Here is a 13,300-nt window from a genome sequence, read left to right on the forward strand (position 1 = left end):
TTTACCCCTCCTTAATGCTTAAATATATATATCTATACCCGTCCTTTACTGTGGTTACAAAAAATCCCATATCCTTTCCTTTTTCTATTTTTTCGATTACATCATTTAAAATGTCCACGGCCTGGCCGGATGTAAACCTGTCCATCTTATATGTACCGTCTCCACCACTCTCTTCTCTGGAAATGACGCTTCTCTCAAAATCATACAACGCCTCCTCACACTGCTTGATTAAAACATCCACCTTGCGTCCCTTATCGCTGCCGAAATAGTCTCTCTTCTTCACCCCCTCATACCATTCCTTCAGGTGGGAGAGCCTCTTTTCATTCTCCTCAAACTCTGCGTAAGAGAGGTTGTCCCTCTCAGTCTCCTTTTCAATCTCCCTAAAAAAAGCACCACACTCTTCTATAATCTCGTCATACTCCTTCTCAATGCCTTTGATAAAGCTTTCTATTATCTCCTTTTCTTGTTCCACATCCAATGTGTCTGTGGTCAGTATCTTAGCATCGCCAGCATAGCCAGCAATCTGCTTTTTTAAAGCTTCAAGGCCTGGCCTCACCGACTGGTCGTCCGGCAGGATATAAACGGACTGCTGCAACGAAACAGCTCCCAGCTCCTTTATCTTTTTCCATATATTTACCCTTGCTGTAGAGGGTTCTGCAGGTACCTTATAGATGAATAAAAGCCACCTCATAGCATCACCTCAACAATCGTTATATTTATAATAACAGATGTTTTAAGATATTGCAATCTAAATTTTATTTAAATGCAACAACCTGCTTGGGCATAATCCGCTAATACAGACTATCCCACAGAATCAATTTCCTTTATGGCGCAGATATTCCTCATATATACCCTATGTAACACCAATTGTATGTCATTCATATATTGTTAAGGGGTGAAAGTGACATGATATCTTTTGCAGCAGATATAAGAGTATTTAGTAACTTTGTGAATCCTGTTTCAGGTGTAAAAGTCGATGACACTGATAACTCAATGTCCATTATATCTGCAGTCATGACCAACGGTGGGGCATCTATAATATTATCTGATGATTCGGAAAAGACCTTGGCCTCAATAGTTTCCGCCATACAGGCAATGTAATATAAGGGAGTGGTTTTATGCCTACCTCTACTTTTTCATCCACGCAGGATGCCTATATCTCACAGTATTTCCCCAATCAAAACTTCGGTGGAGCACCAATCCTGTATGTTGGTCTCTTTCAGGGGTTAACCGATAGATATAGAAGTCTCTTGAGTTTTGACATTTCGTCTCTCCCTTCTGGAATAGACATCACATCAGCAATACTGAGGATGTATATCTCAAGAAACGATATACCGATTATACCCAAGTCAATAAACGTATACAGACTAACTGACAGCTTCACGGAAGACACAGTCACCTATAGTAACCAGCCTTCCACAGGAGCTACTCCGGATAGCACTGCTACTATAACCTCAGAGATAAATACCTTTATAGAATGGGATATTACAGACCTGGTAAGAGAATGGTATACAGGTAGTGTCCCCAACAACGGCATAATGCTTACAGGCATTGAAACAGCCAGGTCCCTTGTAGGCTTCTGGAGCAGAGAGTATTTGGACAGCATATTGCGTCCAACCTTGATCATACAGTACAGCACACTACCCGAAGAGGGCCTCATAGAATATCCCGAAGAGACAGTGACAACCACGGATACCTGGACAGGTTCCACACCTATACCCCTTGGGAGCAGAAATGCAACCTTCGGCATAATAAATATAGGCAGTGCAAACAGCGCCCAGGTGGTGGTACAGCTAAGTCCTGATGGAACAACCTGGATAGATAATATACTTCCATTCGTATCTATATCCACATTTGCACCCGGCAACCATTTGATAATGAATACCGACGGGCACATGGAATACGCCAGGGTAGCCTTCAAGTCCGTTATAGCCGGCATGCCGGCCACGCTGGCCATATATGCAGCTACAGCACCATAGACGCACTAAATGAAGGAGCACCTTTATATAAAGGCGCCCCTTCATTTCATTTTCCCTAACCCAAAGGTAATATCAGGTTTTCAACGAATTTTAGGCCACATAAACCGTCCTCTGCAGCATCCATCCATTGTTGATTGATAAGTACTCAAAAAAACTACATCGTAATCAATTAAGCTTTTCTGCTGCCATAAAATATACTTTATTTATTTGAGTGCCATATTAAGTACCATCAGGTAGTCCTCTTTTTCCATAGGTCTGGGATTACTGTCCGTTGATATGTTTATAGCAGACTTTTCCGCTATTATCTCCAGGTCCTCCATCCTTATACCCAGATCCTTGAATTCTGGTATGCCTATCTCCCTGTTCAGATTTTTAATCCAGTCCACAGCCATCGCCGCTGCATCGTCGCCTGAAAAACCCATGGCCCTGGCTATATCATCATACCTGTGCCTTGCATACGGCATGTTATATTCCATGACATAGGGTAGCATCACAGAGTTGCACACCCCATGGGGCAGGTCGTACATACCGCCTAAAGCCTCAGCTATGCAGTGGACTGATGCCACATCGGAGTGGCTAAAGGCCAGGCCTGCCAGCAGGCTGCCCATCATCATGCCCTCCCTTGCCTCCATATCACTACCATTCTCCACAGTCCTCTTAATATATTTATGTATGAGGGATACTGCATGAAGCGCTAAAGCGTCGCTTATCGGTTCATGGCATGTGGCAGAATAAGCCTCAACGGCATGAGTAAGGGCATCAACACCTGTAGAGGCTGTAACTGATGGCGGCATACTTACAGTAAGCCCAGGGTCCACCAGGGCCACCTTAGCCGCAATCAAGGGCGACTTAACAGTAAACTTGAAATTTCTTTCCGTATCGGTTATGACAGATGAAAATGTAATCTCACTACCCGTACCTGCCGTTGTAGGTACTGTAACAAGTGGCGGCACTGGATTCTTTACCTTGCCCTTCCCCTGATATTCCTTTATATCCCCACCATTGGTTAAAACTACACCGATGGACTTGGCAGCATCTATCACACTGCCACCTCCGAGAGCAATCAATCCATCGGCCTTAAAGTCTGCCGAAATCCTGGCACCCTCCATGACATTTCGGTCTTTTGGGTTAGGCTCAATCCCATCAAAGAACACAGATTCAACGTCACTTTTGCCCAGTATGCCCTCCACTCTATCAGGTATATCCGTATTCATTATTCCTCTGTCAGTTATGACCACAGGCCGTCTGATTCCCAGGCTTACACATATTTCCCCCAGTTTAGTTAGTGAGTCAACACCATACTCTATCCTCGTTGGAAGTTCAAAGCTGAATGAATTAAAAAGATCCATGATAATTCCCCCTTATCACATAGTATACCACATTCATTGCTGTGAAAAAGACAGGATCTTATAAGTTTACAACCCGATAATATTAATAAAAGGTCACATTGTCAGGAACTATAGGGACAGTGATAGGAGGCAGACTATTTGCAAGATTTGCAAACAGGGTGAACGGAGCTGTTCTGAAAAGGGTTGTTGGTACAGCCTTTAGGTTATTTGGGGTTATGATGTTGATCGATCTTGGAAAATAAATACAGGCATACATCCTGTTTATATGTATGCCCGTAGCAGTCAGTTATTTACAACCAGAATTTGTCACCGTCCAGGTAATGGAACACCATTGCACCAGCACCTACTACACCTGCGTCATTACCCAGTTGTGCCATTGTAATCCTGCATACCTGCTTAGATACATCTAAGGCATACCTTTGATATGCTTCAAATGCAGGCTTGAGCAACAAATCACCAACACTGGCCAGGCCACCGCCTATTATCACCAACTCAGGATTTATCAGGTTGACATAACCTGCAATTGCTATTCCCAGATAATAGCCAGCAGTCTGAAATATTTCAAGAGCAGTCTTATCACCATCATGCGCCCTTTCTGCCACTTCTGAGGCTTTAAGGGATGTGTCTACCCTACCCTCTAATTTTTCTCCTTCTACCATTTTGTGATATGCCGTAGCAATGGCCGGCCCTGATGATATAGCCTCAAGAGTGCCATCCATATCAAGGGTTGAAGAGAGCCAGTCTTCTTTTAATTTGACGTGTCCTATCTCTCCAGCAGCACAGTTACTCCCACGCCATAGTTTTCCCCTTATGATTATTCCAGAACCTATACCTGTACCAAGTGTAACACATATTATGGTATTGGCATCTTTACCGGCACCATACCAAAACTCTCCCAGTGTTGCAACCCGCACATCATTATCTATATATACAGGTATCTTAAATTCCTCCTGAAGAATCTCAACTACAGGGGTGCCCTTTAGAGCCGGGCAGTTACCCGCATATATAGCAACTCCCCTCTCGACATCCTGAAGCCCCGGTACTCCTACACCAATGCCGCACACATCATATCTTCCGAGCATATCCCTTATATTTGCCTTTAAAATATTCATGAACTCATCTCTGGGGGAAAATGCCGGTGTGGAAATGCGAAACTTGTTTTCTAAACTGCCGTCTTCATTTAAAATGGCGAAATTCATCTTTGTGCCGCCGATATCAACACCAATGGATTTTCTCATAGAAATCAAGACACCACCTAAAAATTTAATCGCATTTCCATCATCTCTTGGCAATGTACTTACGAATATCAAAGGCAACTGTAGCTATGATTATAATGCCCTTTACCACCTGCTGCCAGTATGCAGATACGCCAAGTATAACAAGCCCATTGTTCATTACCTCAAAAATCAGTACACCAGTAATTATACCCGGCACAGTTCCTATACCACCTGACTGTGAAACGCCGCCTATGGTGCACGCTGCAATTGCGTCAAGTTCATATGATAGACCATAGTTATTTGTTGCCCCACCAGTCCTGGCAGCAAGAAGAGCACCGGCAAGTCCGTAAAGGGCACCAGCAAGTGCATATACACTTATGAGAGTGCGGTTTATATTTACGCCTGAAACCATCGCGGCATTGGGATTACCGCCGATAGCATATATATACTTGCCAAACGGTGTCTTATTAAGTATAAACCAAATAATACATGCCACAATAAGTGCAATTATTATAAGGTTGGGTATAGAGATTACAGAACCAGAAGCAAGCCTGGTAAAGTCATCCCTTAAACCGCCAATAGGTTGAGCGTTTGTATATATACATGCAATACCATATGCAATTACCATTGTACCCAATGTAGCTATAAAAGGAGGTAACTTTAAAAATGCTATAGTTACACCATTCAAAATTCCAATCACCAAACCAACACACACTGCAAGAAGTATTGGTATCCAGAGAGGGAGTTGAGGCAAATTCTCAAACATTTTATATGCATAATCTGGTCTCTGCAACATGCTGGCTGCTATACACGCTGTGAGTCCAACCACACGGCCTGCAGAGAGATCTACACCGTGAGTTATCAAAACTCCACCCTCTCCAAGGGCTATAATAACTCGAACCGAAGCTATTATTAGTATATTCCTCACATTATTTATAGAAAAAAAATTTTTATCTATCAAGCCTATCCCTATAAACAATGCAAAAAGTACCAAATAGATAGCATATCTGCTTGCTAAATCCCTTATAGCAAATCCTTTTGTCTTGTTTATTGTGCTCTCCATACTTTTTAAACCTCCTAAAATTAAGCAAGTTGAGTAGCATATCTCATTATAAGTTCCTCATTTGCCTCTCTTCCATCAACGAAGCCACTCACCCTTCCCTCACACATTATCATTATCCTATCGGACATACCAAGAAGTTCTGGCATCTCTGAAGATATCATAATTATGCCCTTCCCCTGTGTAGCAAGTTCTACCATTATGTTGTATATCTCATACTTAGCTCCTACGTCAATACCGCGGGTCGGCTCATCCAGAATGAATATCTCTGGTTCTGTAAACAGCCATCTCTCGAATATTACCTTCTGCTGGTTGCCACCAGATAGAAACTGTATTAGAGTCTTATGTGAAGGTGTCTTTATATTTAGTGTTTTTATACTGTCATCAACATCCCTTAATGCTTTTCTTTCATCTATGACAAATCTATAATTTACATATCTGTTCCAGCTGGTTATCAATATATTATCTGATACCGATAAAACAGGGAATATACCCATCTCTCTCCTGTCCTCTGTAACCAACGCAAGTTTATTTGACCTGGCTTCTATAGGATTTCTTATAGTAACCTCTCTTCCATTTATATATATATGACCGCTTGCAATACGACGAATACCAAATATCGCCTCCATAAGTTCTGTCCTTTGAGCCCCTACGAGCCCTCCAACACCCAGTATTTCTCCTCGCCTAAGTTCAAATGAGACATTCTTGAAGGATTTTGGATTTATAGATGTCAAATTTTCAACCTTTAAAATCACATCACCTGGTACATTATATCTTTCAGGGAATCTGTTGGTAAGTTCCCTACCTACCATTCTGGATATCACCATATCCATAGTAAGCTCATCGGTCTGCCATGTACCTATATAGTGCCCATCTCGCATTATAGTTACCTCATCTGTCACTTTAAAGATTTCTTCAAGTCTGTGAGAGATATATATAATGGCAACACCTTGCTCTTTTAATTTAAGAATTATATTAAAAAGCTGTTCAACTTCATTTTCTGTAAGGGATGAGGTTGGTTCATCCATCACAATCACCCTGGCATTGTAAGAAACAGCCTTGGCAATTTCCATCATCTGTACCTGAGATACCGACAGTGTAGTAACAAGGGCCTTTGGGTCTATATTAATATTAAGCTCATCGAAAAGAGCTTTTGTGTCCTCATACATCTTTTTGTCGTCTATAACCCTTATCCCTGCATAGTTTTTTACAGGATACCTCCTCAACCATATATTTTCCATTACTGTCATGTAGGGAATAGGATTGAGTTCCTGCTGTATCATCGATATCCCATTTGCCAGTGCCTCTCTTGGATTTTTAAATAAAACCTTCTCACCATCAAAAACTATCTCTCCTGTATCATATATATAGATACCAAAGAGGCACTTCATAAGAGTGGACTTGCCAGCACCGTTTTCACCTACCAGAGCATGAACAGAACCGGGCCTTACTTTTAATGTGACATTATTTAAGGCCTGTACGCCCGGAAAACTTTTTGAGATATTTCTCATCTCTAAAATATATTCATTAGGCATATCTTCACCTCTCTGTTATATCAGCAACAGTATATATGTTACAGGATTCAGAGAACCTCACGATTCCCTGAATCCTCTCAATACAAGTCTTATTTTTTAAACTCGCCCATGTTCTCTTTTGTGACAGGCTTATATGGCACCCACAGATATTTACCGTCAGTAATCCCTTGAACCACCTTTGTCGGATCCTCTCCTTTGGCAAGGGCATAGCTTATGTCAAATATCCCTTTTGCCTGACCTTCCGAATCGTTGAGTACTGTTCCCAAAAGTTGTCCTGCGGCAAGAGCGTCCAACGCTGGGGCAGTAGCATCAACCCCCACTACAGGTATAAACTTATCTCCCTGGAAGTAACCAGCTGCCTTCAGTGCCTCTATGGCGCCAAGGGCCATATCGTCATTATTGGATAAAACAGCCTCTATTTTGTCGCCATAAGCAGCAAGCCAGGCTGCCATCTTTTCCTGTCCCTGTGCTCTTTGCCAGTTTGCTGTATCTTTTGCAAGTTCTTCAAGTTTTATACCTGCATCCTGCAAGGCTTTTACCGAGTATTCGGATCTTAGTATAGCATCCTGATGCCCCGGTTCACCCTGTAGCATCACATACTGCATAACACCATCTTTGTTTTTGTCAGCTTCTGGATGGCTCTTCCAATAATCGGCAAGTATCTGCCCCTGAATTGTACCTGATTCTTCTGCTTTTGCACCCACATAGTAAACCTTATCCCACTTCTGAAGATCTTCTTTTACAGGCTCACGGTTGAAGAATACTACAGGAATATTTGCCTGCTTTGCCTTGTCAATAATTACAGAGGCAGATGTACGGTCTACCATGTTTACAGCAAGCACATTGTAACCCTGGGTTATAAAGGTATCTATCTGGTCATTCTGCGTTGCCTGCTGGCCCTGTCCATCAACAGCATTAATCGTTATCTTTTCACCTGTCTCCTGGCTCTTGGCTGCTGCATCTCTTTCTATTGCCTCACGTACTGTAGAGATGAACGTATCATCAAACTTATAGAGAGCTACGCCTATCTTTATTTCCTTATTTGACTGTTCGCTGTTTCCATTGCTCTGTGTCGTATTAGAATTGCTTCCTGTATTGCTTGAACCACCACATCCTGCAATCGCACCCACAATCAATACCAATACAGCTACTACAGCAGCAAGTCTTTTAAGTTGCTTAATATTCATTTCCTTACCTCCTCAAAAGATAATTTTGACAGAATAATATTGTTGCCATAAATTCCCGGTGACATCTTATTTATTAACTATAACACCCCCTTTTAACTAATTAAATTTTAATAATTTTATGTAAAAATATATAAAATTTATTCCAGTTTGTTGATTATAACATCATCCAGGAGATCGTTTACATCTTTTTTATATACAAGGCCAGTGGCCTCTGTCATAGCGTTAGCAGCCGATATTGCAACCGCAAACCTGATTGTCTCCACCTCACCATAACCCTTGTTTATCCCTACGGCCAAGCCAGCTGTCATGGCATCACCACTTCCTACAGCGTTCTTAACTTTTACCTCTGGAGGAATATATCTATAGACATCATCCTTTGTTGCCACATAGCCACCTTCTACTCCTAATGTAATTGCAGCCATTTCAATTCCGTCTCCAATAAACGTTTTCATAAGGGCTATAATATCTTTCTCATCTTTAATCTTTTTACCGTAGATGTCTTCTGCCTCATATCTGTTTGGCTTTATGACCGTTGGCCTTGCCTTTAGCCCTTCTTTTAAATATTTTCCGCTGGTGTCTAAAATAACTTTCTTGTCTCTGTCTTTAGCAAGTTTGATAAGCTCAGCATAAAAATTGTCACTTATCCCCTTCGGCATACTGCCTGATATTGTAACTACATCGCACCTATCCAAGAGCGATATATATTTATCCTTGAATTTTTCTTGATATATCATATTGAGGAGGGGGCCGGGTTCCAGGAGCTCTGTCTGGACCCCGGTGGTTTTATTTATTATGTTTATACATGTCCTCGTCTCACCGTCAACCTCTACAAAGTCATGCTTAATACCCTCTTTATCAAGTTCACTTTTTATAAATTCTCCTGAATATCCTCCGACAAAGCCAGTAGCTATGACATCCTCCCCCAGTGATTTTACTACCCTGGCCACATTTAGGCCCTTGCCGCCTGCTGTGGCAAAGACCTCTTCTACCCTCTGGACCTTGCCAACCTCAAAGCTGTTAATTATATAGGCTTTATCTATGGATGTATTTAACGTAACAGTTAAGATCATTCAGCCATCTTCCTCTTAAAGAGATTTATCACATCTACAGGTGTTGGATCTATTCCCCTATATACCGGTGTATAAAGAGTAACAAAGTCTCCCAAATATATGAGCGAGAACATCCTGGCAAGCCTGTTATCGCCCCTGGCATAGACCTCTCTAACACCCCCCATCCTGTCTCTTAATATGGATGCCGTTATGTCCTTCCTCTTTTTTATCTTCTTGCTGTCAAGCTCATCATCTCTTAACATTATAAGGTAGAGTTTTTTTATCTCGCTTTCTGGCATATCCCAGCCCACTGCCTCATCATGGTGAAGGTTTGGTATGACATTGTAAAAGCCCATGAGTTTGCTGTTTTCACCAAACTGATTTTTCCACCGCCAGGCCACTGAGTCATAAAAGTCCAGTGAACCATATATCAGCGGTATGTGTCCGTAAATCTCCATTGCTATCTGCTTTGCCAGGTTTTTCTCTATTGGTACTTCTGCACCATACTCCTTCTTTAATTCACCGAAAAGGTCTATCAGGCTTTTGAGATCTTCTGTCTTATCCTCTATAAGACCTAACTTATTAAGGATTATTACCATTGGTACAAATATATAGCCAATATCCCTGCGTGGATGGCCTATATCATATGGTACCAGAAGACATGGTACGTTGTCTCTTTCACACCTTTCCTTTAATTGGCCCCCCGCTGTTATGGCAATTATGTGAGCTCCTGTTGATACGGCCTGGCCATATGCACTGAGTGTCTCCTCTGTGTTGCCGGAGTGAGACACCACTAAGACCAATGAATTTTCATCTACAAAGGAAGGGATATTGTACCCTTGATTCACTATCACCGGTGCCCTTAGTTCGTCAAAAAGGTATGACCTCAAGAAGCCACCTGCTACAGAAGACCCCCCACCCGTTCCAAGTATCACCACTTCATCTATTTTGCCATTAAGCTTCTTTACATCAAATGCTTCAGCTAAGTCTATAGCTTCCTTAAATTGCTTGTCATACTCCTCGGTGAACTTTATGGAGCCCATGGTATCAATTTCTCTTATTTTATTTGCATCATTTAAATCAACTGTCATTGTTCTTCCTCCTCATGCCCTATTTTTACATCCAGCTAAACTTATCTTATGCTTGGCAACCTCTTTTGCCGCTTCAATAGCAGGTGTAAAGTACTTTCTTGGGTCGCTTTCTTCTGGGTGTTCCTCAAGATATTTTTTCATAGCCTTAACAAAGGCAATCTTTATATCTGTGGCTATGTTTATCTTGTTTATCCCGTACTCCACCGCCTTAGCAATCATGTCATCTGGTACATCGGACGCGCCGTGGAGCACCAGCGGTATGCTGACTCTCTTTTTTATCTCTTTTAGCCTATCATAGTCCAGCCTTGGTGTACCTTTATAAAGCCCATGGGCAGTGCCTATAGCTACCGCCAGTGAATCAATCCCTGTCTTTTCTGCAAATTCTGCTGCCAGATCTGGGTTGGTAAGAGATGATTCATATTCACTCACATTCAAGTCATCTTCAGCCCCTACAAGCCGCCCCAGTTCCGCTTCAACCTGAACCCCTCTTGGGTGTGCATACTCCACCACTTTTCTTACTGCAGCAACATTCTCGTCAAAGGGAAGCTTAGAACCATCAATCATTACTGATGTATACCCTGAGTCTATGCATCTGACAATGAGATCATAGTCCTCCGCATGGTCGAGGTGGAGCACCACCGGTATATCGTTTTCTTTCGAGGCAACATCTGCCATAGCGTGTAGATAGGAAAGGCCTGCATATTTTACCGTGCCCGGCGTGGTCTGGAGTATCACCGGTGATTTCAACTCACTGGCTGCTTCCACCACAGCCTTTAAGGTCTCCAGGTTATGAATGTTAAACGCCGCTACAGCATAATTTGTTTCCTTAGCGTTTTCAAGTAAATCTTTCGATGAAATAAGTCCCATTCAATCATCTCCTGACTATATTACTTCTTTTAATACCATGTTGGCAGCGCCCTTTAGAGTAGCCTCATCTCCCAGCTTTGAGAAGACTATATTCCCTGACCCATAGCAGCTCTCCAGAGACCTTTCCTCCACTGTCTCTATCATCTTTTCTTCTATCAGGTCCCTTGCTTCTGTTATACCTCCCCCTATGACCACCAGCTCAGGGTTAAATATATTAAATATATTGGCTATACCTATGCCAAGGTATCTGGCCTCCTGGTCCATAATGGAGAGGGCCAGGCCGTCTCCTTCCCTCGCTGCAGTATATATATCAGAAGGTGCTATTTCATCTATATTCCTGGCTTCATCAGCCAAGTGGGAATATTGACCTTCTTTAATCGCTTTAATAAACCTCTGGGTGAGGGCATGTTCTGAAGCTAAAGCCTCAAAACAGCCATAATTACCACAGCTACACCTGGGTCCTGATATATCTATTGTGGTATGGCCAACCTCACCGGCACTGTCGTTTATCCCTCTGTATAGGCTCCCGTCGAGCACTATAGCAGACCCAAGGCCGTATCCCACCTTTAAAAAGACCATATTATTGACATCCTTGCCAGAACCGTACCAGTATTCACCCAGTGCCATGGCCCTGACATCGTTTTCAACAAAGACCGGGATATCATACTTTTCTTCAATTATAGATTTTATGGGGACGTTTCTCCAGCCAAGGTTTGGTGCAAAGAGTGATATACCCTCTCTCGACTTGGCCGGACCATGTACAATAACACCTATCCCCTCAATCTCCCTGTCAGACTTATCCATGAGCTTTGAGATAAACTCCTTAGCTCTATCGATTACCCAGTCTCTATCCCCGGAAACCGGAATACCTTCAGACAGTTTATCCTTAACATTTATCTCCACATCGGTAAGGTAAGCATTTATCTTGTTAGAGCTTATGTGCACCACAATTATGTTAAATGCCTCAGGGTTTATCTTTAACAGCACCGGTGGCCTCCCACCGCTGGATTCCCCCATCATATATTCAAAGATAAGCTCTGACTCCAGGAGCCTGTTTGTGATATTTGTTACAGTTGGAGGAGTGAGGTTGGTAAGTTTAGCTATATCAGACCTGGAAATAGGCCCCCTTTCCCTTATTACGTTTAATATCAGGGATTCATTCATACCTTTTAATAATTTGTAGCTTACCGGAATTAAATTGTCCATATGTCTGCTCACTTTCTTAAATCTTTTAACTAAGTCTATATTATATATACGACATAAAACTCAAAAATCCTTCTTTACACATAAAACTTTTTTAAAATATTTTACTAAATCGGGAGCTATTTCTGCAGCAAGGGCTTTTTCCACATCTTCGGTAAGGGTAACATATCAGCCTTCCTGCCTGCAAATACCCATCCACAACTGGTGGAGAAATACAGCAGGAACTTCCCACTATAGATAACGCATAGCCCAATATGGCAAGCGGTTTTCTCTTACCCACCTTATCAGATATGCAGCTTAAAAGTATTTTTAGTAGGCCAGCCAAGCTCCCCTTCACACCCATGCCCGTTAATTTGTCTCTTCAAAGAATCCAGCTCCGGCTTTAACTTTTCCGTATCCGACAAAACATATATGGACTGCTGAAGGGGAACAGCCCCAGCTCCTTTATCCTCTTCCAAAGTGTTGACCCTCACTGTGGATGGCTCTACCGGTACCTTATAGATAAAAAGCAACCACTTCGTATAATCCACCTTAGGCCTGTCGCACTTGCCTAGAAAAAGCAAAAGTTAGACTGAAATGATTCAATTGCTTATGGATGAAGGAGCTTACTCTGATGTAATAAGAGAGGCTCAAGAGGCGGTGGAATTAGCTCTTAAAGGAATGTTGTAGATTGTCAAGTAATATTGACCCCTTTTTGCAACTAATTCTGACCCCCCTTGTAGTCCCTGTGTAACTTATCTTTCGTACGATAGCTGTTTCCATT

14 protein-coding genes are annotated in these 13,300 nt (G+C 42.2%); 3 read left to right on the forward strand and 11 right to left on the reverse strand.

The genetic code is table 11. The annotated features are described in order from the left end of the window. Position 1: 1 nt before the first annotated feature. Positions 2-691 (reverse strand): Chromate resistance protein ChrB, encoded by a 690-nt coding sequence (locus FWJ32_RS12285; protein WP_149546262.1) that lies wholly within the window; start codon positions 689-691, stop codon positions 2-4. Between the two features lie 215 nt (positions 692-906). Between FWJ32_RS12285 and FWJ32_RS12290 the strand changes: the two genes are divergently transcribed. Further along, positions 907-1,101, forward strand: coding sequence for a hypothetical protein (locus FWJ32_RS12290; protein WP_149546263.1), 195 nt, complete (start codon positions 907-909; stop codon positions 1,099-1,101). 17 nt (positions 1,102-1,118) lie between these two features. Then, positions 1,119-1,979: a DNRLRE domain-containing protein gene (locus FWJ32_RS12295; RefSeq protein WP_149546264.1), complete on the forward strand. Its 861-nt coding sequence runs from the start codon at positions 1,119-1,121 to the stop codon at positions 1,977-1,979. 203 nt (positions 1,980-2,182) lie between these two features. Here FWJ32_RS12295 and FWJ32_RS12300 read toward each other — a convergent pair whose 3' ends face one another. The 10 genes from FWJ32_RS12300 to FWJ32_RS12345 all read right to left on the reverse strand — a co-directional run bounded on the left by FWJ32_RS12300 (position 2,183) and on the right by FWJ32_RS12345 (position 13,067). Beyond that, positions 2,183-3,328: an iron-containing alcohol dehydrogenase gene (locus FWJ32_RS12300; protein ID WP_149546265.1), complete on the reverse strand. Its 1,146-nt coding sequence runs from the start codon at positions 3,326-3,328 to the stop codon at positions 2,183-2,185. Positions 3,329-3,618: 290 nt separating this feature from the next. Next, the gene (locus FWJ32_RS12305; protein ID WP_162523628.1) at positions 3,619-4,566 is read right to left on the reverse strand and encodes an ROK family protein; all 948 of its coding nucleotides are present in this window, start codon (positions 4,564-4,566) and stop codon (positions 3,619-3,621) included. Positions 4,567-4,606: 40 nt separating this feature from the next. Then, the gene (gene mglC, locus FWJ32_RS12310) at positions 4,607-5,608 is read right to left on the reverse strand and encodes a galactose/methyl galactoside ABC transporter permease MglC (protein WP_149546267.1); all 1,002 of its coding nucleotides are present in this window, start codon (positions 5,606-5,608) and stop codon (positions 4,607-4,609) included. Positions 5,609-5,628: 20 nt separating this feature from the next. Then, positions 5,629-7,140, reverse strand: a complete 1,512-nt coding sequence (locus FWJ32_RS12315) for a sugar ABC transporter ATP-binding protein (RefSeq protein ID WP_149546268.1) — start codon at positions 7,138-7,140, stop codon at positions 5,629-5,631. 89 nt (positions 7,141-7,229) lie between these two features. After that, positions 7,230-8,327: a galactose ABC transporter substrate-binding protein gene (locus tag FWJ32_RS12320; protein ID WP_149546269.1), complete on the reverse strand. Its 1,098-nt coding sequence runs from the start codon at positions 8,325-8,327 to the stop codon at positions 7,230-7,232. A 137-nt stretch (positions 8,328-8,464) separates the two neighbouring features. Then, positions 8,465-9,397 (reverse strand): 1-phosphofructokinase, encoded by a 933-nt coding sequence (gene pfkB / locus FWJ32_RS12325; protein WP_149546270.1) that lies wholly within the window; start codon positions 9,395-9,397, stop codon positions 8,465-8,467. After that, positions 9,394-10,467, reverse strand: coding sequence for a bifunctional phosphoglucose/phosphomannose isomerase (locus FWJ32_RS12330; RefSeq protein WP_149546271.1), 1,074 nt, complete (start codon positions 10,465-10,467; stop codon positions 9,394-9,396). Before FWJ32_RS12330 ends, pfkB begins: the two co-directional genes overlap by 4 nt. Positions 10,468-10,479: 12 nt before the next feature. Then, positions 10,480-11,334: a class II fructose-1,6-bisphosphate aldolase gene (gene fba, locus FWJ32_RS12335; protein ID WP_149546272.1), complete on the reverse strand. Its 855-nt coding sequence runs from the start codon at positions 11,332-11,334 to the stop codon at positions 10,480-10,482. Positions 11,335-11,349: 15 nt separating this feature from the next. Beyond that, on the reverse strand, positions 11,350-12,540 hold the full coding sequence (locus tag FWJ32_RS12340; RefSeq protein WP_149546273.1) for an ROK family transcriptional regulator: 1,191 nt from the start codon (positions 12,538-12,540) through the stop codon (positions 11,350-11,352). A gap of 281 nt (positions 12,541-12,821) precedes the next feature. Next, positions 12,822-13,067 carry a hypothetical protein gene (locus tag FWJ32_RS12345; RefSeq protein WP_149546274.1) on the reverse strand — a complete coding sequence of 82 codons (246 nt, stop codon included), beginning with the start codon at positions 13,065-13,067 and terminating at the stop codon, positions 12,822-12,824. A 61-nt stretch (positions 13,068-13,128) separates the two neighbouring features. Here FWJ32_RS12345 and FWJ32_RS13945 point away from each other — a divergent pair, with 61 nt between their 5' ends. After that, positions 13,129-13,206 carry a HEPN domain-containing protein gene (locus FWJ32_RS13945; protein ID WP_420837958.1) on the forward strand — a complete coding sequence of 26 codons (78 nt, stop codon included), beginning with the start codon at positions 13,129-13,131 and terminating at the stop codon, positions 13,204-13,206. Positions 13,207-13,300: the final 94 nt, after the last annotated feature.

The organism is Calorimonas adulescens, assembly GCF_008274215.1.
Classification (GTDB): domain Bacteria; phylum Bacillota; class Thermoanaerobacteria; order Thermoanaerobacterales; family UBA4877; genus Calorimonas; species Calorimonas adulescens.